The organism is Microlunatus sp. GCM10028923, from assembly GCF_042666975.1.
Classification (GTDB): Bacteria; Actinomycetota; Actinomycetes; order Propionibacteriales; family Propionibacteriaceae; genus Microlunatus.
Window position 1 is genome coordinate 268,416 of sequence record NZ_JBHTFF010000007.1, and the last position, 19,504, is coordinate 287,919.

The following is a 19,504-nucleotide window of genomic DNA, read 5'->3' on the forward strand; positions in this document are numbered from 1 at the left end:
CCCAATGTGCCGAAGGAGGCCCTTGCGCCACAACTGGCAGTGATTGGCGAACTGGTCGGAGTGACGGACCGTCTCGGGTTGGAATCCGAACACATCGGACCACGCTGAGCCGGTCCGCCCGTGTTGCGATCTGCATCGGATTCATTCTCGGCTAGTCCTCTCGCCAGGCCAGCCGGGCAGTGTCCGCGGTGTAACGGCGCACACCCTTTCCAACCGGGAATACCACGACAAATCGAAGGTGTCGACCGATCACTGAACGCCGCCAATCCAAGTCATCGACCCTTCGCTCCCACTCTGTGCGGATATCGTCGGGCATCAGAACCTTTGCGGCTTGCTCGGCCTGCCAAATTTGCCGGTCAGATCGAAGGCGCTGGATAGCTTCCTCAAGCAGCTCGAGCTGAGAAAAGTATGTCTCGTCAGAGACTCGCCCCAGTCGCCAAGCCGCATTTATCCGGGCGCGTCGCTCAATCTCCGAACCTAGTTCCACTTCGTGACCCCAGGCCGATTCGGTCGCCGTGACCTTCAGAGACTCGGCGCGAGCTATCACGGCCTCAGAGACAAAAAGTTCAAGGCGCGGGCCATGGCGCCCAATCCCTGCGCACCCTCCCGCCTGCTTTGGCGGGCAGACATAGAGGTGACCACTGGTATCACGGTGCTGAGATACGCGAAGACCCGCCATACACAGAGATCCGTCTGGCTTTGTCTTGCCGCAGCGCAGGAATCCGCTCAGCAAGTACTTCCGAGAATCCCAGCCCGGTTGGTACATCTGACCAGTCTGTCCATGCCGGCCGTACATTCTCATTCGCCGACTATCGAGGCGCCCCCTGACCGCCTCCCAATCATCCGAACTGATGATTGGTTGCCAGTCCCCAATGACCGGGGTGGCGTCGCGATTGCGTACGATTTCGCCGTGCAGGATGCGCCACCCGCACAATCGAGGGTTCCCGAGGTACCTGCGAAGGGCGACGGTTGTCCACGGATTACCTAGCGTCGTAGTAAGACCACGTTCCGTTAGCTCGTTCACTAACGCGTAGAGCGTCTTGCCGGCTAGAAATCCGTCAACGGCGTGCCGAGCCGCGGATGCTTCGATCGGATCCAGCCTTAGGCGATCATCCAGCCAACCGAACGGGCGAGTTCCGCCCACGGCTCGGCCAGTTTCAGCCGATTGACGGTGTTTCCGTGCCAACCGTTCGCTCACTCGTTCCGCTTCGGCAGCATCCACGCTCGCTTTGATTCGAGCGACCATACGACCGTCTGCAGTGCTTAGGTCATCATTTCCGCTTGCCACCGTTGCGATGATGATTCCGGTTGATTCGTGCAGCTTGATTAAGTCCTCAAGTTCTAGTGGCCTACGCGTTAATCGTGAGTTTGAATACGCAATTACCGCCGTAAATTCCCCGCGGTGAGCCCGCGCAATCAATTCAGAGTAACGTGGCCGAGCTTTGCGGCTGCGAGTCGATGCAGAGATGTCATTGTCGACGAAGACCGCATCATCCGAAACCGACAGATTCATGCGGCCGGCGAGCGCCCGGCAGTCCTGTTCCTGACGCGCAACCCCTAAGGCTTGACCCTCGCGATCGTCTGAGATTCTGCAGTAGATCGCCGCTTTTACGGTCATTGTTCAAACTCCTTTCACGCGGCACGTTGAACAGGCTCGACAAGCGACAGACCGAAGAGCGCCGCTGTGTCTGACTGCAGCTTCACCGACATGGGGGGAGCGCTGGCAGCGGCCGCCCGGGCCGCCTCCCGGATTCCTTCAACCTCCCGATCGGGAACACCAGGAACACTTTGCATCCGCTCTGACAGAACTGACACAGGCGACAAAACCCTCTCCTCCCTAGTCATCGGCTTGTTTTGGTGTCGGGCCCGGTTTCGACGGAATGGGCGGTTTCACTGACAAAAGCCCCCTGGACGACGCCGGGGTGGGTTTCGTAGGTGGTGCTGGGTCGGCCTGTCGTACGGCCGGCGGGTTGCCGTTGGCGGATGTAGCCGTGTTCGGTGAGCAGGGCAAGGGGCCCGGTCAGGTCGTCGGCCTTGACGTTGCTGAGGCCGCGTTGCAGCTCGCGGCGAGTGAACGTGGCGGCGGCATTGGTGGTGAGCCAGTCCAGGACGCGCTTGGCGGTCTTGTGTGCGGGGTCGGCGGTGAGGGCGTCGAACGTGGCTTGGGCGTGGGCGAGGTAGTAGCGGGCCAGCCCGACCGCGGCCGTCATGGTGGCTTCGGTGATGGGTTCGGTGATGCCGTCGGCGCCGGTTTCTGCAAGGTGCAGCAGCCCGGCCAGCCGCAGCGCGGCGCCGGCCATCTTCGATGCCCAGTCGGAGATGGCGGCCAGGGCGCCGGTCTCGGGGTGGAGCTGGGGTTCCAGCCAGGTTTCCAGGTCCTCCAGGACCCTCACGGCGCCCGGGTCGCAGGCAAGTTCGGCGCGCTGGTCGAGCTGTGCGAGGTCGAGCACCAGGCCGTGCAGGTGCGCGGCGTAGGCGTTGCGGGTGGGTTCGGTGACGGGCGGCGGGTGGATCTGGCGACGGCCCACGGTGTTGACCGGCAGGCAGTACAGGAACCGGGCCAGCAGGCCACGCTCGCGCGCCTCGGGGGTGCGCGCGATGGTGGCCAGGTTGCCGGGCTGTGTGGTGATCGCGATGGTCAGCGCGGGCCGTTCGATCCGCTCGGCCGGCCGTCCCTTGCGGTCGATCCTGATCATGTCCCCGGCGTGGGCTTTGAGCAGCGTTTCCAGGTTCGGAGCGGTGCTGTAGCGGACACCGGCCACGGTGGCGAACGATCCGCCCTCGGCGGACAGGATGCCGAGCCGCCCGCCGTGCTGGGCCAGCAGGGACGCGGCGGTCTCGGGGGTCAGGTCGTCGGCCAACAGGCGCGGTTCGGGCTGTTCGATGAGTTCGTAGGCGTCCTGGGCAGTAGCCATGGCCTCGGCCATGGCGGCATCGGGATCCTTGTCGGCGAGTTCGGCGGCCCGGGCGGCTTTCTCGGCTTGGGCCCGGATGCGGCGGGCTTCCAGGGATGCCTGGATCCGTTGGGTTTCGGTGGCGTCGCACAGGGCTTGCTCGGCGTCGCGGAGGGGCTGGGTCATCGCGTTGAACGTCGGGGATTTTCGGGATCCGGGCGCCAGGGCAATGACGGTGTAGAGGTTGGTCGGTTCGACCCATCCCGGGATCGGCGACACATCGACCCGGCCGCCCGCGGCGACGGCCAGCCCGGCCAGGCCGAGGGTTGCCGGGAGGTCGATCGGGACCTGCAAGGCGGTCGCGGTCTCGGTGATCATGTCCGCCAGCCAGCCGGGCACCCCGTCGAGCGGGAACTGTGGGAGCTGCCGTTCCGGGGTGAGCGGCAGGTACGGCTCCCACCCGGCCGGCCCCTCCGTCACCGACGACTCGGCGGCGTGCGCGGGTTCGACGGGATGGAGGTATCGGACGGGTGCTTGATCGGTCACGCTGCTGCCCTCCCAAGGGTTCGGGGATCCGTGGCGCCGGTCCGGAAACCGGACAGGATCGTGTTGTGCGCCTGCCGGTCGGTGTGATCGGACTTCCCGCACCGGCCGCGCATGATCAACTCGGCCGACCGCAATGCGTCATAGGCGGTCTGGTGCGTCAGCTCGCCGCCGGCCACCAATCGACCGAGGTTGATCGAGGCCTTGAACAGCTCCAGGTTGTGCGCCCCGGCGGGCGCGTCGGCCACCCGCCGCATCTCTCCGTCCACGATCGCGGCGAGATAGGCGCTCAGGTGCCCTACAGCGGCCTCGGTCGGCTCTGCCGGGACGTAGGCGGGCTTGGTCAGGCGGTCGGCGATCCAGTCCGGCAGCGGGGCGGCCGGGGCGTCGTGCACGGCCCGGTAGACCCCGGCCCCGTGCCGGGTCCCTGCGGCGACGACCAGGCCGACCTGGCCGCGGGTGTCGAGCAGCCACCCGAGGGACCGTTGAGTGTTGCCGAGCCGGTTACCGGCCGGGGCCCGGTAGTAGAGGTGGATCCCGCCGCTCGGGGTCTGGACCGTGTAGGTGTCGAGCGGCAGCACCCCGCCGGCATGGTCGGCGAGTGCCGCCAGTGCATCCGCACCGTCACAGATCCCGGGCTCGGTCGGCGGTGGATCCTTCGGCTTCGGCTGGTCGCAGTCGATCACCAGCAGCCCGGCCGGACCGCAGGCGATCCCGACCCCGTTCCGGTCGTGGCCAGGCTGGCTCCACCAACCCCGAATCCGGCCCGGGTCAGTCGTGGCGTTGGCCTCCCAGTCCTCCCACAGCGGTTGTTTGCGGCCGACCAGCAGCGGGAACACCGGCCACCCCCGGGCGGCGGCGGCGAGCGCTGCGGCGAGGTGACGGTTCGTCACGCGGCCTCCCCGAACACGTCCTCAACGACGACGGAACCAAGATCACGAGAGACCGGCGGGGTGACCGCGTTCCCGGCCAAGCGGACCCGTTCGCGGCGGGTGCCGCGCCACCGGTAGGTGGCCGGGAACGCCATCCCCGCGGCGATCTCGTGAGGTTCGAACATCCGGAACAGGCAGTCGTCCACCCGCCGATCGGCGGCCTCAAGATCACCCGGAGTGATCACGGTCGGTTCGGACTTGCCGGTGTCGTTGCGCATGATCAACGCGTGCCGGTCCCGGGTGGTGACGGTGCCCAGCGGATCACCGGCCGGCTGCGCGGCCGTGCTAGTGCCGTAGTAGGCGGTGACCATGGCGTAGGCGTCGCGGGTGGCCAGGGTCCGTAACGCCTCGTCGGTGGAGCGGGCGTCGTCGTTCCAGGTGCCGCCGGCCGGGACGACCAGGCCGTGATGGTTGCCGGACGCCGTGACCGTGGCGAGCGGCTCGGCGGCCGGCCGAGCGTCGGAGCCACCGCCGCGCAGCTCGGCGATAAACGGCATCAGCACCCCGGTTTCGTTGCGGGTCGTCATGGTTCGCATCGCGGCATCCGCGGAGCGGGCTTCCTTGCCGTCGCGGCCCTCGACCGGCACCAGCAGCGCCTTGGAATCGATCGTGTGCAGCGTCTTCAGAACCTCACTGGTCGGCCAGGCCCGGTAATAGCCGTCCGGCCGCCCATAGGCCGGGTGGCGGGGGTCGGCGGCGTCGTAGGTGTGCCCGGCCACCTCGGCACTGAACGGGCCCCAGTAGCGGGCGATCCCGGCCGCGATCCTGGCCCGTGTCTTCGGTGCGATGTGGTGCCAGCCGAGCGATTGGGTTTTGGCCTTGTCGGCGAAGAATTCCTTCAGCGGCCGGTCCCCGATCCGGGTCCCCGGGATCGTCCAGTCGATCGCCGTCACGGCGGGCAGCCAGCCGGGTTCGACCCGCTGCCCGCGGCATGAGTGCTTCGGGCACCGGTAGTAGTACTGGGCCCGGTAGCGGCCCCATGGCCGGTCCGGCTTCTTCCAGGTCTGCAGCGGCTCCACTACCTCGTCACAGGACGGGCACCACGCGGCCGGGCGCTGGATCCGTTGCAGGTCTGGCCGTCGCTCGCCGCGGAGCCAGAACACGACATACATCCGGTCCCGGCTTTGTGGTGCCGGAAGCCCGCCGTGCTGGGCGTGCATCGAGTTGAGGTAGACGATCTGGTGGTCATAACCCAGGCTCGCCATGGCCATCAGCCAGGCCTGGAACGGCACCCACTGGTAGGCGTCAACGACGTTCTCCACGACCAGTGCCCGGTAGCGGTGATACTCGCTGAACCGGACGACATCCCACATCGTTGCCCGGGACCGCTCGGCCGCCTCGTCCGGCAGCACCTCGCCGAACAGATCCGGTTGGCGATCCTGCTGCTTCTTGCCCTTCGCGATCGTGTGGTTCGTGCATTCGGGGCTGAACCAGGCGAACACGGCGGGCTTGAACATCCGCGGATGGATCTGCGAGAGATCGGCACAGATGTGGTCGGTGTCAGGGTGATTGGCGTTGTGGACCTCGATCGCCAGCGGCCAATGATTTCCGGCGCCGACGATGGTGATCTTGCCGGTCTGGCGCATCCCGTCCGAGGACCCGCCGGCCCCGGCGTACATGTCGTGAGCGGGGATCATCCCAGCAGCTCCAGCCCGCGGGTGCCCTCGGCGGTCACCGCGCCGTTGACCGCGTGGCAGGGCTGTTCGGTGCACCAGGCGAACCGGCCGACGTGATGGAGGGTGTGCCACTCGGTGAGCACGTCGTACGCACGGGCCTTCCGCTCCACGGTCTCGCCGCGGTCGCCGACACCGACGACCCCCTCGTCGTCGTACTCGAAATCGACCGTGGTCCAGTTCTGGGCGGATCGATCGACCAACAGCCGGGTGTCCAGCACGGACCCGGCGTAGTCTGAAACCTCATTCATGATCGGCGTTTCTCCTAGGTTCGTCGGTGATGAGTACGTGTTAGGTCCGACCGGCGGCCGGGCTCCGGAGGTGGTGCTCCGGGCCCGGCTCACCAACGGGGTCAGAACGGCGGTTCGTCCGTCGCAGCGGCTCCGGCGGTGACCGGCCGGACCTGGTTGCCGGCCGGTGTCGTGACCCACGGGTCACCACCGGCCGGCGCCGCGTCCGGCCCCTTCCGCTGCTGCTCGCGGGTGGCCTTGCGGACCTCGGCCGTAGCCCATTGCAGGGACGGGCCGAGGTCGTCCACATCGAGATCGATCGACCACCGCGATTCGCCCTCCGGGGTCGTCCACGTGTTCTGCCGGAGCCTGCCGGTCGCGATCACCCGTACGCCCTTGGCGAGCGTGGCGGCGGCATGCTCGGCAAGGTCCCGCCAGGCCGTCGAGCGGAGGAACATCGTTTCCCCGTCGGTCCACTGGTTGGTGGTGCGGTCGTAGCGGCGCGGGGTCGCCGCGATCGTGAACCGGGCATAGGCCTGCCCGCCGGTCGTGTACCGCAGCTCCGGATCCCCAGTCAAGTTCCCGGTGATCGTGATCGTCGGTTCGTTGCTCATCGTGCGTTCCTCTCGGGTTGGGGTTAGGCGGCCAGCTCGGGCGCGTGGCCGGTGTGGGCGGCTTGGGTGGCTTCGCCGATCCAGGCGGCGGCGTAGCGGGCGTGCCGTTCAGCGGTGCGGAGGTGTTCGGCGACAGCGAGCGGGTTGCAGCCGGCCGAGGTGCCGCCGTGACCGGCCAGGGCGAGCGAGCGGACCAGCTGGTCACAGTGGGCGGCCAGCCCGACGCCGAGGTGTTCCAGCTCGGCCGCGACGGCGGCCACGGTCGGCCCGGGCATCGGTGTGCCGGCCATCTCGGCGTGCGCGGTGTCGATCAGCTCGGCGGCCTGCCGGACAGCGGCCAGGATCGCCGCGTGCTGTGGATGCGTGGTGTTCATGGTTCAGTCCTTCCTCGTGGTGGTTGCGGTTGACTTCCAGGGCAGGGGTGGCAGTTCGGCTCTGCGGATCGCGCCGTGTGCCACGGTCAGCCAGGAACTCAGATCGAGGGCGCCGTCGGCGGCGGAGTCCAGGTGACGGCGGGCCCGGGCGATGGACCGGGCCTGGTCGGTGTCGGCGCCTTCGCCCTGGTCGGCTTCCTGGTTGGCGAGGGCGGCGGACAGTTGCCCGCACAGGTGCCACAGCCGTTCGGTTGCGATGGCCAGATCGGCGATCACCAGGGCGAGATCGGGCCCGGGCAGTGTCGGCCGGTCGCGGAGGCGGTCAGTCATGGATTGGAAGACCTGGGCAGAGATCCGGGCCTCGTAGGCCAGGGCTTCGGCGGGATCGAGTGGGTTCATGGGTTCGTTCCTTCCGTTTCAGGCGATCTGGGCTGTTCAGGCGATCTGGTCGGTGGGCCAGGGGTAGAGGCTGGTGAGCTGTTCGAACCCGGTCGGGCGGCCGGTGGTCGCCTCGGTCGTCATCCGGGAGTGCTCATGAGTTCCGGCGGCGTGCGCCATCGCGGCCAGGACCAGGACGACGGTGGACCGGTCGAGGCCGGTGAGGGTGTCGCCGAGGTGCACGGGCCGGTCGGCTGACAGGGACGCGGCGAGGTCCAACAGCCGCCGTTCGCCGCCGGACAGGTAGCCGGCTTCGCGGACCTGGGAGGTGTCGAACCACACCGTGCCGTCGTCCTCGCATCCGATCCACGGCCCGTTCATCAGTCGGCCGCTCATGGCGCGGATCAGGAGTTCGGCGGCGGCCTCGGTCGTGTACAGGCCGCGGGCCCATTCGCGGAGCCGGGTGGCATTGTCGATCTTGGTGGTGTTCATCGGGTGGTCCTTTCGGGGTTAGAGGTGTTTGCGGTTCTTCCCGGCCTGGTTGGCGATCCGCCAGCCGAGCCGGAGACGTTTGCCGGTGCCCTTGCAGCGACCGCAGTCACGCCAGGCCCTGCCGGACGGTGAGCGACGTTTCCCTGAGCCGTCGCAACGGCGGCAGGCGGAAAATGGCCAGATCCAGCACGCCAGCCCGTACAGCGCGCCCGCGCCGGCCAGGCCGAGCACGGCCAGCACGATCAGCCCGGTTTCGGTCACGCGATCAGCCCGCCGATCAGTCGCGCGATCATGCGCCAGAACTCGCCGATCATGATCACCACGGCGATGGGCGGGCCCATGACGCCGACGACCGCGGTGGCGATCGCCAGGCCGGGGTGCCGTTCGGTCCACTCGCCGATCCGGATTCCGTAGCCATAGGCCCGGCGGGCCAGGTCGTCCGGGGCCGGGCTGGTCGGTCGGCCGTGGTCGTACACCCAGCACAAGATCCTGTAACCACCGAGTGCGAGGCCGAGTCCGGCCATCCCCGAGAAGATCGAGGTGAACACGCTCAGGACGGTTTCGGGATTCACGCCGCACCGCCGGTCCGCAGGTCGGGAAAGACCCACAGGTAGGCGCGGTCAGTCCGCGTCGGGTCGTCGTCGTTGATGACGAACACCCGGTACTGGTCTTCGACCCCGATTCCGGCGCTGAGCGCGGCCCGGTGCGGTCGCAGATGGGCCGGAGTGAGGCCGGCGGGCAGGTCGATGGTGACTTCCCACACCAGCCCGAAGCGCCAGATCGGGTACGGGTAGCTGACCGCGTCGCCGTTGCGCAGCTCGGCAATCGGCAGCGCGGCGAGCGCGGCCGTGACCTGGTCCAGCGTGAACGGCGCCTCGCCGCCGTCGTGTTCGTCATGGTCGCTAGCGGCTAGCGGTCCGATGGTGGTCATGGTGCTCCTTTTCGGGGGTTTGAGCCTGTTTTTGGGTGTGATCGGCTGCCCCTGCTAGGTGTGTGTCGTCCCTAGTGGGGTGCTAGATAGGGGCGCTAGCGGGCCTGCTAGACCTAGCGGGCCCGGTGTGGCCGGGTCTGGGTCAGTCGCCACTCCCGTCGGTCTCGGTCTGCCGCTTGCGTTTCAGCTCGCGGCGGGCCTGGTCGAGGTCGGCGCGGTGGGGACCCCGGCGGCTGGTGCCCTTGCCGGTGTGGGGGTCGGTGCCCCAGACCTGTTTCGTCTCGATGCCGTACGGCTTGAGCTGACCGGTCAGCCCGGCCGGGTCCAGTCCGCGGTAGTGGTCCGGGCGGAGCTTGGTCAGCCCGTCGCACAGCACCTCCGACCAGACCTTGTCCACCCCGGACGGCCACACGGCGGCCAGGTCGTCCAGCAGCGAGAACGTGGGCCCGGCAACCTCGGTCGTCTCGCCGATGGCGTGACCGGTCAGGGTGCCGGCTTCCTCACGAAGCGCCCGGGCCCGTTCGATCACCGGGGCCGCGGTCTTGGCGTCGAAGAAGTAGGCCTTCACGGTCTCGATCCGCGGCCCGTGGCCGCGCAGGATGCCCACGCCCTTGTCGGCTTCGGTGAACTCGGTGGCCTTCACGCCGGCCTTGTTCATGCCCGAACCCAAGATCATGTCGTTCTCGGTGTGGCCCATCACGCGCAGGCAGTACCGGATCCCGGCGTTGGAGCTGACCCCGGTCGGAAGGCTGTTCGCGTCCGGCTTCTGGGTGGCCGGGACGAAGATGATCCCCATCGCCGGGCCGATCTTGGTCAGTCGCTTGCACAGGTACGCGGCCTCCTCGCCGAACTTCTCGGACTCGAACAGTTCCTGGCACTCGTCCAAGATCACCAGGATCGGTTGCAGCCCCAGCTCAGGACGGCGGGCGATCGCCGGGGTGATCTTGCGTTCCGGGCACAGATCAGCCGGGAGACGGCTGATCCGCTCCGACCGCTTGCCCAGCTCGGCCACCAGTTCCCGCAACCGCACCATCACCGCGGCCAGGGTCGGATCGTTGTCGTCCCCGGTCGCCAGCCCGGACACGTAGGTGTGGCAGACCGGTTCGGCCGGACCGAGGTCACCGGTCCCCTTCAGCTCGAACACGTCCAAGATCACGTACGGGTCCAGGGCAGCGGCCAGCACGATCCCCAGTAGCGAGGACGTCTTGCCGTACCGGGGCATCGACCCGATCAGCATCGAATTGAACATCAGCGTCAGTGACACTTCCCGGCCGCGCGGGTCCAGCCCGAACGGGATCGGGGTGAAGATGTCGGTCCGGGCCAGCTTCGCCAACGGACCCGGGGTCTTCTCCGCCGTAGCGATGTCGGTATCGCCGACCCACAAGATCAACCGGCCCGGGTGCACCGACGGATCGGCGTCCGGCCACACGCAGTTCACCGGGCGCCGCAGCGCAGCGGCGAGGGTCTGGCGCTTCTGGATCACCTCCTGGGCGGTCACGCCGTACGGGAGATCGATCGTGGCCCGCCAGCCCTGTTTGTCCCGGGCGATCGGGTCCGGGAACATCCGCTGGTCCGCCCCCGGGGTCTTCAGCGCCCGGTTCAGGTCAGCGATCCCGAGCGCGCCGAGCGCGGTCAGGACCAAGTCCGAGGTCAGGATCGGGATCTTCTTGCTCGCCAGGGCCCGGGAGATCACCGGCTTGTCCCGGTCCGTCCCGACCTTGCCGAGCAGCCCGATCACGACCGCCGCGATCAGCAGCATCACCGGGACCGGGACGATCGCGGTCACGATCCCGAACGCCGCGACCCCGGTCACAGCGATCACGCCCATCCCGGACAGCAAGCCCCGGGTCCGCATCCGGTTGACCCGCTTCTCGGTCAGCTTCAGGTGCATCTCCGCGTCCTCGGCCCGGATCGCCGACAGAACCAACGGGCGGGACTCGATATCGAGCACCCACAGGCGCCAGTCCCGCACCAGCCGGTACGCGCCCCGCGGAGACCGGGCCAACAGCCGCGCCCCGTAGACCGGGACCCGCGCCGCGTGGAACGCCGTCACATGCCGCGCGGCCCGGGCAGCCCAAACACACGCCTCCCACCGCGTCTGACGATCCCGCAGCCAGACCGGGATGACCGGCGGCCGGTCCTCCGCCTGCCGCCACCGCGGCAACACCTGAGCCAGCGTCGCCGGATCGGGATCAACGAACTGCACCTCCCCGCCATCACCGACCCGGGACGCATCACCCGCCGGGACCAGCTCGCCCCGGTCCCGCACGACCAGCACGCCACCATCCCGGTCAGACCCATCCCGGTCGTCGTCCCCGTCCCGGTCGTCCCGGTCCTGGTCCAGCTCGTCCTGGTCGCCGTTGTCGTCCTGGTCGGCGGTGTCGTCCTGGTCGGGATCGTCGTGGTCGTCGTGCTGTTCGTCGTCGGGGTCGTACGCCGGCCAGGCGGTCCCGGGGAACGGGATCACACCATCCCGGCCGTCCCGGTCGTCCTGGTCGGCGTGGTCGCCGTACGGGTCGTGCTGGGTCGTCGCGGTCATCAGGCCGCCTCCTCCCTCTCCATCCCGGCCGGGCGGTCAGCCTCGGCGGGCACTACAGCCATCCCGGGAACCTCGGCCGCGCCGGCCGGGGTCTCGGTCGTCTCATCGGTCTTCTTGAACTCCCGGGCCCACCCGCGGCCGGTCGAGTCGTCAGCGTCGAACCGACGGCCCAGCTCGGCCCCGCTCGGTGTGCGGCCCTCGGCCCGCTCGGTCTGCCAGAACTTCCAGGCCCGGTCCTTGCGCGGGTCCGACTTCTTCGCCTGCTTCCGGCGCGGCTTGACCACCGCGGGCACGGTCACCGGATCGACCGATGCCGGTGCGGACTCCACGGCCGGCGGCGCCTGGTCTGTGAGCTGTGGCGGCACCTGGTCCTGGTCTGCCCGGGTCTCCGGCCGGGACGGGCCCACGATCTGGCGCGGCGGCTCGCGGTCAGCGTCCGGGGCCAGCAGGGCGTCCAGGTGCAGCACGGCGGCCAGGGTGATCGGGGCGACCATCGCCGCGACGATCACCAGCGCCAGCCCGGCCGGCATCGCCCCGGCATGCACCAGGTGGCCGGTCACGTTTCCGGCAAGCGATGCCGCCAGCCCGGCCAGGGTCAGGTTCCGGGCGTAGGTCCGGGTCCGTGGGTTCGTTGGCCGGCGCCGCAGCCAGATCCGGCCACCGAGGAACGCCGGAACGTCGATCAGCAGCGGCAACAGCCACGCCCGCCAGTCCGTCCAGCCGGACTGTGACGCCAGAAAGATCAACGTGTCACCCGAGGCGACGATCGCCGCGACCATCACCAGGTACACCCCGGCCCGTACCAACGGATCCGGCGCGTTCTCACCCTCCACCACCCCGGCCGCCGGGCCGGTGATCTTGATCTTGGTCGTAGTAGTCATGCCGCACGCCCCTTCCCGTCGCCGATCCCGGCCGCCCACTCGGCCTTCACATCGCGGCGGTAGGTGCGGCCGTGCCGGGGATCGAGCGGGTGGCGGCGGAACTGTCCCGCAACCACCCCGTGCAACGGTGGGTTGGTCGCTACGAACGCCGCGCACAGCTCGAACACCGGGCACGCGGTCCGGCAGAGCCAGCCCGCCCGCCGGATCTCGAACTCCTCCCCGTTCGCGGTGTCGTCGGCGTCCCACGTACCCGGGTCCATCTGGCACGGCGTCAAGACTCCCTCGCTGACCTGATCTTGAATCGCATCGGTCAGCGACTTGTGCGCCCGGGCCTGTTCCGGCGTGTAACCCGGGCCAGGCAACGCATCCCGCGGCGACAGCTCGCCCACCGTACGAACATCACAAGTCCTCATGCTGCTTCACCACCAAGATCATCGGCGCCGAGGATCATGGTCCGGTCGGCTTCGTCCTTCACCCGCAGGTCAAGATCAACAGAGAACAGGTCCGGCAGATCCGCGACCCGATCCGCAGCCGCCTCCCGGGTCGCGATCTTGTGCGCCAGATCCCAACACGGCCAGCACATCGCCCGCTTCGGTGCCCGCGCCGCCGCCGCCGTGTCCATCCGCAGTTCCGGATCCACCGGCACGATGTGCAGCGGCCGACCCGGCCGGTGCTCCGTATCGCACCGACCTCCACCCTTCGCGTGATGCCGCCCGCACGCCCCGCGACACTCACAGCGACCATCAGCCCTGCCGATCACCGCATCCTCGGCCGTCGCGATCACCGGCCACGCCGAACGCATTCCGCCCGACATCAGAAGAACCTCCCGACCAACATCAGAAACCCCATGGCCATGGCGACCAGGCCAACCGGACCCGTGATCAGAACAAACTCGGCCAGCGTCTCCATCACCGATCTCCCGTCAGCCCGACAGCGAGCGCGAACCCGCCGACCGCAATCGCCACGAACACCACCCAGACCGGACGCAACGCGTCCAGCAAGCTGAACCACAGCGCGTAATAGTCCTCGATCACGCCGCCACCGCCTCCACATCAGCCGGACGGTGACCGGTCCGGAGATGATCACGGCCCGCATCGGCGGCGGCCGAGGACGACCCTTCGCGGCCGACACCCGGGCAATGCGGGAACCCGGCACACTTCCAGGACCAGGCGCCCTTCACCGGTCGTACTGACACTGGCCGGTCAACGTGCAGTCGCGTCATCACGCGACCTTCTTCCCGACCTCGTTCAGGCCAGCCTGCGCGGCCTTCAACGCCTCCTGGCAGAACCACTCGATCCCATCCGCGATCGGCGGACCGGCGGGCGTCGAGGCCAGCACGACGCCGACCAGAACACCGAACACCATCGGGACCGGCTTCTGCTTGCCGAACTTGATCATCAGGAACGCGATGCCCAGCATCAACAGAACCAAAGGGACCGTGATCATTCGGACCGACCCCCAAACAGCAGAAACGCCACCACCAGGCTGATCAACGCCATTGCGCCGAAACCCTGACCTGCAAGAGTCGGCCCCGCCTCCAGCGGGACCACCGTCATCAAACCTTCGAACATCTCGACAGCTCCTTTCGTTGGGTTGGGTTCAATACTGACTGAGTCAGTATTGAGTGTCAAGGGTTATGCTGCGACTCAGTACTGGCCGCTGCGGTTCTTGGTTTGTGCAACCAGCATCCCGACGATCACGGGGGGCTCGGTAGGGCGCAGCGGGGGGCGCAAATGTGCAAACTGCGAACCATGGGGAGGGGTGAGACGGATGGCCGGTAAGCCAAACGAGCGCTTGGCCGCCCTCATGCGAGATGCGGACTTGTCCAACAAGCGACTGGCGCGACGGGTTCGGGAGCTTTCCGTACGGGCAGGGAAGCCGCTCCCGTCCAACCACACGGACGTCACCAGGTGGCTGAAGGGAACCGTCCCGCGGGCGTACACCGTCTCCCTGATCGCCGAGGCAATGACAGATTTGACCGGACGCCCCGTCAGCCCCGCCGACATCGGGTTTCCCGGCGCGATCCCATCGATCAACAGAGCAGGCCTTGACTACGGGGCCACGGAGGCTCCGAGCACACTCCTGGCCGTCATGGAAGCCGATCTTGCAGATGTCCAGGCGATCGTCCGATCGGAGCTCGACGCTCAGGCAGGGCCGGCCGCAGCTCTTCAGTGGCTCACCGACGGCGATCAGCCGATGCCTGAGAACACCACAGGCCAGCGGGTCGGGTTAGCCGACGTTGCGGCGGTCCAGGCCACGACCGCAGCTTTCGCTCGGCTCGATGACACGTACGGCGGTGACCACGCTCGCCGGGCACTGGTGGAGTTCCTGCGGAACGACGCCAAGCGCCTACTGACCGGGCGCTACTCGGAACCGATCGGCCGTGAGTTGCACCGAACGATCGCCGAGGCAACCCTGCTTGCGGCGTGGATGTCGTACGACGCGGGTCGCCACGGACTTGCTCAGCGCTACTTCACACTGGCGCTCGGTCTGGCTCGATCGGGCAATGACCAGCTACTCGCCGGAAGCGTTCTCGACGCGATGAGCCATCAGGCAACGTTTCTCGGACGTGGAACGGAGGCGGCAACCTTGGCGAAGGCAGCACTGGCCGGCACTCGTTCAGTGGCAACTCCGACGCTTAATGCTCACTTCCTACTGATGGAGGCGCGCGGGCTTTCGGTAAGCGGCGACGCCGTAGGTGCAGAACGGGCCCTCTCCAAGGCCGTCGGGATCTTCGATCGTCGTCGACCGGACGATGACCCAGAGTGGATTCGGTACGTGGACGATCGCGAACTCAACGCCGAGTTCAGCCACTGCTATCAGGCGCTCGGGTGGCATCACAAGGTGGACACGTACGCGATCCAATCTCAGGTTGGGTCGCCGCGGAGCGACTTCTTTACGTCAATGCTCCGGGCGACCGCACAACTGTCTGGACCGGCCGCCGACATCGAGTCTGCGTGTGCAATCGCGAGCGAAGCGCTGGACGCCGGAGAGCATCTCAAGTCACACCGTGCGGTGTCGTACGTTGCCGACTTCCAGGCGAAACTAGCGGGCCGCGACCGGGTCGCCGCCGTGGTCGATCTGGTCGAGCGGAACGCCGAAAATCGCATGTGGAATGCCGGGCTCAGAACGGCTTCCAAGATCGCCGGCTAGAGCCCGTCCGAACGTCGTGGATTCGCTGCCTGGCCTCGGGGACAGCGGCCGGGTCAGTCTCAGCACGGCCCGCGATCCACGTCAGCATCGTGAGTTCGAGCGTGTCCCTCAGAGTGCTGTAGCCGGGCCACTCCATCACGTCGAACCCGTACGCCTTGACGAACGACCGGTATTCATTCCGGGTGTGCCAGCCGAACTGTTCGTAGTACTGCGCTGTCTGGATCAGGTCCCACTCACGGGCGCCGGTTGCGAAGCTGTCCAGGTCTGCCAACCGGGCGACTCCCGCATCGTCGACCAGGACGTTGCCCACGTTGGCGTCTCCGTGGATCGGTCCTGGTCGGAGCGCGAACGTCAGCCCTCCGAAATCGGCCGCGAGCTGGCCCAGTCGATCGGCCAGGAAGTCCCGCGTTCCTGCGTCCAGGTGTTGAAGCTTGGACAGGCGACGGGCTGCCTTTCCGCCGGGATCGAACCCCGGCAACGGCACCGGAGCCGGATCCTGGATCGCGTGCATCTTGGCCAGTAGGCGACCGCAGTCCTCGGTCGTGCCAAACACGGTTCGATCCGACACCGACCGCCAGAATGTGACCACCCGATCGCCTGCCGTGATCGGCTGGCGCACGTCCAGCACCTCCGTCACGGGGACCGAATGGCCGGCCAGCCAACGCGCAACCTCCACTGTTGTGCGTACGGACTCGATATCGGCGTGTGGTGCGCTGACGCGAACAATCGTTGTTCCCGATCGGAACACCGCGTTCGATCCGATCCTGATCAGATCCGGCTCAGGCAGGTCTAGTCCGACCTCTGCAGCGCCCTGCTCAAGGGCGCACAAGGCCTCCGAGCGCTCACGCTCGGAATCGTCCGGGCTGGTCACTCGCTGGCCTTTGGCTCGACTCCGCCAGCGTCCTTACGGGGCCGGCCGCCGATGCCGTGGCGGGGCCGCTTCTCGTGCCACTCGATGATTCGCTGCGGCTTCCACATGTGAGTTCGACCGACCGTCAGGTCGGGCTCTGGCATCTGGCCACGCAGGCGATAGGAACTGACCGCACCGACGCGGACGCCGAGGTGTGCGGCCACGTCGGAAGTAGTCCACCACTCTGCGTTTGGATCTGGTGCATCGCTCACCGGTCTACCTTCGCAGAGCGAACCAATGCTTCAGCAGTCACCGCCGCCCGAGTGTCGAGAGACGGACGCCTACTGGCCGAGTTGGCAGGACTGGCGGAGTCGGCGGACCTAACGATTACCCGTACGGCCCGGCAGCCGAGGCGGGAGATGGGGCACTTCAAGCGACGTCCGGGCGCCTTTTGTCAGAGAAACGGAGGAAACGTCAAATTCGACACTGACGCCAAAACACGCGTCTGACTAGGAAGTTCAGACTTCTGTCGACATTGTCAGTTCTGTCAGACGAATTCACCCCCATGCCCCAGCACAGGCAGCTTGCCGAGTGATGGCTGGGGCATGGGGGTGAACAGGGGCCCCCGCCTAGGCCCTCCTCATGTTGTTGATCGACGAAAGGTCGTACCCGACCTGAACCCAGCCCTTGAGGTCATCCGAGTCAACCCTGACCCCAGCCGAGAGCAGCAGTGCGGCCGTCGCCAGGTTGATCCCGCTCGGATCCAGCTCTGGCCGCCCAAACCAGTTGCCAGCGGCCCGCCCGCCGGCCTCGACAAGCACATCGGTTCTGCCATCGGCCATTCCGCGCAGGAACGCCAGCGCCTCCTGCCGCGGGACGCCTTCCAGGGCGAGCTTGCGAGCTGTGCTCGACAGCCCAGAGATGAGAACTTGGTGCGGATCACCGCGACGCCGACGTGCCATCCAACGACCATAATCGAATGTATGTTCGATCGTCTAGTTGTTGAGGATAGGCCGGGCGGGGTGAGTGGTGGTGGATCAGCCATCGGCGGCCAAGCTTGTATTTGAAGGGATGTACTTCCACCAGCAGTACCTGGACAAGAACCCGAACGGCTACTGCCCCGTGCACGCGACCGGCGTCACCTGCAATCCCTGACTGCAGCCTGATCAGACGGGATCGATTCCGATCTGCTTGATCCGCACAAGGCGTCGTCACCGTAAGGTGCCCGCATGCCGCTCGAAGCATGGGCCAGTGTGCTCGGATCCGACCCCATCGTGGGCGAGCCGGACGGCCGGGTCCGACAGGTCACGGCCGAGGACGGCCGGGAGTACGTCCTCAAGCGGTCTATGGTGTGGGATCCCGAGGCGCCCCGGCTGCGGCTGGCCCGCGAGTTCCGGATCCTGTCCGTGCTGCAGGGAGCACGGGTCCCTGTCGCACTGCCGGTGATCACCGACGACGGTTGCATCTGCACCGAACGCGACGGCGAGTTCTACCTGCTGTTGCCCCGGATTCCCTTCGACACCGACGATCTCGAGCAGCGGCCGGACGCCCGGGAGATCTATCGCCGGGTCGGCGAAGCCATCGCCCGGATGCTGCTCGCGCTCGCCGCCTGCCCCTACCCCAGCGGCTCGTACGAAGTCGTCCTCGATCGGCGGGTCGGCCCGGCCGCATTTCCCCTGGTACGCGCGGCCGACCCGGGCCTCGCCCGACAACTCGACCGGCTGTCCCCCAGGCTCGCCGCCGCGACCGCCGGGTTGCCCCGGCAGCTGACCCACGGTGACTGTCACGACGGCAACATCCTCATCCGTGAGGGTCACGTCGTCGGATTCATCGATCTCGATCATCTGTCCACCGCACCTCGGATCTGCGACGTCAATCGGTGGCTGGGGAACCGAGTGCTCGGCACGATAGACGCTCCCCGCGAACGCTGGCCCGCCTTCCTGGACCTGGTCGACGCGCTGCTCTCCGGCTTCGATGCCGCGAGCCGCCTTTCGGGTCAGGAACGGGACGCGCTGGGCCCGGCCCTGTTGATCAACGAACTCGACGCCGCCGAGTGGTGCCTGGGCCAGGGTGACGACTCCAGCTCGTATGTGACCGGGCTGATCCGCACCTGTCACTGGCTGGCCGACCGGGACGCGCAACTGAACTGAGTCGCGGCGCCCGGATCGCCCGCAGGGATGGGGAATCCTGGCCTCAGATCCTTCGGGCGACTTCCTCGAGCCGTGAGACCCATCCGGCAACGCTGACGGCATCCTCGGGTTCGTCGAGCAGGCTGAGACAGGCCTGGATGGCGGCCGCGGGCAGACAGGCGGCGAGCCCGTCGTGTGGACCGTACGAAGCCAGCGCGTCATCCCAGGAGGCCGGGTCGACACTGGAGACCAGGTGCCAGGCGAGATCGGTGACACCGGGACCAAGGCCGACGTCCTCCCAATCGAGCAGGGCGATCTCGCCGTCCGGCGAGGTCCGCAGATTGAGCGACGAGGCGTCCCCGTGCGTCAGCGTGAGCGGAGCAGCGACGCTCGCGCGGTGCTCGACCTCGGCCACTCTGCCGACCAGCCGGTCTCCCAGGTCGCGGACCCGGGACGACAGGTCGCGCCGGTGCCGGCCTTCGGTCCAGGACCTCGTGAACAATGCGTCGACGAGATGCGTGACGTCAGCGCGCGGCAGCCACGCCCAGCGGCGCCCGGCCTCGACCTCCCATCGATCATGCAGCAGTCGCAGCGTGCCGGCCGCAGCCTCCGGATCTGCGCCGAGTCGCCAGGCCGAGAGATCCTCCAGGTCCAACCGGGTGGCGCCGTCCGCTGCGATCTCGGCACGTCGACAGGCGGGTACGCGAACGTTGATCGACGGTGCGATCTCGCGGTAGAAGCGAACCTCGCGAGTGAACATCTGCAAGACGTCCGGGATCGATCCGATCTCTGCTGGTCGGCGCTGCTTCCGATACGACTCCTCCACGCCGCCAGTGTGGCAGGGACGGGCGGCGTCGGCTTCTGCCTCGACCAGCATCCTGATCATGGAAC

Annotated in this window: 25 protein-coding genes; 3 read left to right on the plus strand and 22 right to left on the minus strand. The window is 67.7% G+C overall.

The genetic code is table 11. The features are described 5' to 3' along the window. Positions 1-151: 151 nt before the first annotated feature. The 19 genes from ACFQU4_RS19060 to ACFQU4_RS19150 all read right to left on the minus strand — a co-directional run bounded on the left by ACFQU4_RS19060 (position 152) and on the right by ACFQU4_RS19150 (position 14,052). On the minus strand, positions 152-1,618 hold the full coding sequence (locus ACFQU4_RS19060; protein WP_377494754.1) for a recombinase family protein: 1,467 nt from the start codon (positions 1,616-1,618) through the stop codon (positions 152-154). A gap of 223 nt (positions 1,619-1,841) precedes the next feature. Beyond that, positions 1,842-3,440 (minus strand): YfjI family protein, encoded by a 1,599-nt coding sequence (locus tag ACFQU4_RS19065; protein ID WP_377494756.1) that lies wholly within the window; start codon positions 3,438-3,440, stop codon positions 1,842-1,844. Next, the gene (locus ACFQU4_RS19070; protein WP_377494758.1) at positions 3,437-4,330 is read right to left on the minus strand and encodes a bifunctional DNA primase/polymerase; all 894 of its coding nucleotides are present in this window, start codon (positions 4,328-4,330) and stop codon (positions 3,437-3,439) included. Before ACFQU4_RS19070 ends, ACFQU4_RS19065 begins: the two co-directional genes overlap by 4 nt. Continuing rightward, the gene (locus ACFQU4_RS19075) at positions 4,327-6,006 is read right to left on the minus strand and encodes a DNA cytosine methyltransferase (protein ID WP_377494760.1); all 1,680 of its coding nucleotides are present in this window, start codon (positions 6,004-6,006) and stop codon (positions 4,327-4,329) included. Before ACFQU4_RS19075 ends, ACFQU4_RS19070 begins: the two co-directional genes overlap by 4 nt. After that, positions 6,003-6,293: a hypothetical protein gene (locus tag ACFQU4_RS19080; protein ID WP_377494762.1), complete on the minus strand. Its 291-nt coding sequence runs from the start codon at positions 6,291-6,293 to the stop codon at positions 6,003-6,005. The genes ACFQU4_RS19075 and ACFQU4_RS19080 overlap by 4 nt, the downstream gene beginning before the upstream one ends. A 101-nt stretch (positions 6,294-6,394) precedes the next feature. Next, positions 6,395-6,886: a single-stranded DNA-binding protein gene (ssb, locus tag ACFQU4_RS19085; RefSeq protein WP_377494764.1), complete on the minus strand. Its 492-nt coding sequence runs from the start codon at positions 6,884-6,886 to the stop codon at positions 6,395-6,397. A gap of 23 nt (positions 6,887-6,909) precedes the next feature. Continuing rightward, positions 6,910-7,260 (minus strand): hypothetical protein, encoded by a 351-nt coding sequence (locus ACFQU4_RS19090; protein WP_377494766.1) that lies wholly within the window; start codon positions 7,258-7,260, stop codon positions 6,910-6,912. Positions 7,261-7,263: 3 nt separating this feature from the next. Further along, the gene (locus ACFQU4_RS19095; protein ID WP_377494768.1) at positions 7,264-7,659 is read right to left on the minus strand and encodes a hypothetical protein; all 396 of its coding nucleotides are present in this window, start codon (positions 7,657-7,659) and stop codon (positions 7,264-7,266) included. A gap of 36 nt (positions 7,660-7,695) precedes the next feature. After that, positions 7,696-8,130 carry an ABC transporter ATP-binding protein gene (locus tag ACFQU4_RS19100; RefSeq protein ID WP_377494770.1) on the minus strand — a complete coding sequence of 145 codons (435 nt, stop codon included), beginning with the start codon at positions 8,128-8,130 and terminating at the stop codon, positions 7,696-7,698. 18 nt (positions 8,131-8,148) lie between these two features. Continuing rightward, complete coding sequence (locus tag ACFQU4_RS19105; RefSeq protein ID WP_377494772.1) at positions 8,149-8,391, minus strand: hypothetical protein; 243 nt, start codon at positions 8,389-8,391, stop codon at positions 8,149-8,151. After that, a complete protein-coding gene (locus ACFQU4_RS19110) occupies positions 8,388-8,702 on the minus strand; it encodes a hypothetical protein (RefSeq protein WP_377494774.1) in 315 nt (104 codons plus the stop codon). The genes ACFQU4_RS19105 and ACFQU4_RS19110 overlap by 4 nt, the downstream gene beginning before the upstream one ends. Continuing rightward, on the minus strand, positions 8,699-9,061 hold the full coding sequence (locus tag ACFQU4_RS19115) for a hypothetical protein (RefSeq protein WP_377494776.1): 363 nt from the start codon (positions 9,059-9,061) through the stop codon (positions 8,699-8,701). The genes ACFQU4_RS19110 and ACFQU4_RS19115 overlap by 4 nt, the downstream gene beginning before the upstream one ends. 142 nt (positions 9,062-9,203) lie before the next feature. After that, positions 9,204-11,600 (minus strand): cell division protein FtsK, encoded by a 2,397-nt coding sequence (locus ACFQU4_RS19120; RefSeq protein WP_377494778.1) that lies wholly within the window; start codon positions 11,598-11,600, stop codon positions 9,204-9,206. Further along, positions 11,600-12,481 (minus strand): hypothetical protein, encoded by an 882-nt coding sequence (locus ACFQU4_RS19125; RefSeq protein ID WP_377494780.1) that lies wholly within the window; start codon positions 12,479-12,481, stop codon positions 11,600-11,602. The genes ACFQU4_RS19120 and ACFQU4_RS19125 overlap by 1 nt, the downstream gene beginning before the upstream one ends. Continuing rightward, on the minus strand, positions 12,478-12,870 hold the full coding sequence (locus ACFQU4_RS19130) for a hypothetical protein (protein ID WP_377494782.1): 393 nt from the start codon (positions 12,868-12,870) through the stop codon (positions 12,478-12,480). The genes ACFQU4_RS19125 and ACFQU4_RS19130 overlap by 4 nt, the downstream gene beginning before the upstream one ends. A gap of 20 nt (positions 12,871-12,890) precedes the next feature. After that, positions 12,891-13,121, minus strand: a complete 231-nt coding sequence (locus tag ACFQU4_RS19135) for a hypothetical protein (protein ID WP_377494784.1) — start codon at positions 13,119-13,121, stop codon at positions 12,891-12,893. Positions 13,122-13,389: 268 nt separating this feature from the next. Continuing rightward, positions 13,390-13,515: a hypothetical protein gene (locus ACFQU4_RS19140; protein WP_377494786.1), complete on the minus strand. Its 126-nt coding sequence runs from the start codon at positions 13,513-13,515 to the stop codon at positions 13,390-13,392. Between the two features lie 187 nt (positions 13,516-13,702). After that, entirely contained in the window at positions 13,703-13,927 is a 225-nt protein-coding gene (locus tag ACFQU4_RS19145; RefSeq protein ID WP_377494788.1) for a hypothetical protein, read from the minus strand. Then, the gene (locus tag ACFQU4_RS19150; RefSeq protein ID WP_377494790.1) at positions 13,924-14,052 is read right to left on the minus strand and encodes a hypothetical protein; all 129 of its coding nucleotides are present in this window, start codon (positions 14,050-14,052) and stop codon (positions 13,924-13,926) included. The genes ACFQU4_RS19145 and ACFQU4_RS19150 overlap by 4 nt, the downstream gene beginning before the upstream one ends. A 199-nt stretch (positions 14,053-14,251) precedes the next feature. Here ACFQU4_RS19150 and ACFQU4_RS19155 point away from each other — a divergent pair, with 199 nt between their 5' ends. Next, positions 14,252-15,634 carry a hypothetical protein gene (locus tag ACFQU4_RS19155; RefSeq protein ID WP_377494792.1) on the plus strand — a complete coding sequence of 461 codons (1,383 nt, stop codon included), beginning with the start codon at positions 14,252-14,254 and terminating at the stop codon, positions 15,632-15,634. On the opposite strand, the gene ACFQU4_RS19160 is transcribed toward ACFQU4_RS19155, so the two are convergent. Next, positions 15,606-16,505 (minus strand): phosphotransferase enzyme family protein, encoded by a 900-nt coding sequence (locus ACFQU4_RS19160; RefSeq protein WP_377494794.1) that lies wholly within the window; start codon positions 16,503-16,505, stop codon positions 15,606-15,608. The two genes, ACFQU4_RS19155 and ACFQU4_RS19160, sit on opposite strands and share 29 nt — an antisense overlap. A 608-nt stretch (positions 16,506-17,113) precedes the next feature. Further along, positions 17,114-17,446, minus strand: a complete 333-nt coding sequence (locus ACFQU4_RS19165; protein WP_377494796.1) for a hypothetical protein — start codon at positions 17,444-17,446, stop codon at positions 17,114-17,116. 70 nt (positions 17,447-17,516) lie between these two features. On the opposite strand from ACFQU4_RS19165, the gene ACFQU4_RS19170 reads away from it, so the two are divergent. Together ACFQU4_RS19170 and ACFQU4_RS19175 are read left to right on the plus strand one after the other, a co-directional pair. Then, entirely contained in the window at positions 17,517-17,639 is a 123-nt protein-coding gene (locus ACFQU4_RS19170; protein WP_377494798.1) for a hypothetical protein, read from the plus strand. Positions 17,640-17,713: 74 nt separating this feature from the next. Continuing rightward, positions 17,714-18,634, plus strand: coding sequence for a phosphotransferase enzyme family protein (locus ACFQU4_RS19175; RefSeq protein WP_377494800.1), 921 nt, complete (start codon positions 17,714-17,716; stop codon positions 18,632-18,634). Between the two features lie 43 nt (positions 18,635-18,677). Here ACFQU4_RS19175 and ACFQU4_RS19180 read toward each other — a convergent pair whose 3' ends face one another. Next, positions 18,678-19,499 carry a phosphotransferase family protein gene (locus ACFQU4_RS19180; RefSeq protein ID WP_377494802.1) on the minus strand — a complete coding sequence of 274 codons (822 nt, stop codon included), beginning with the start codon at positions 19,497-19,499 and terminating at the stop codon, positions 18,678-18,680. Positions 19,500-19,504: the final 5 nt, after the last annotated feature.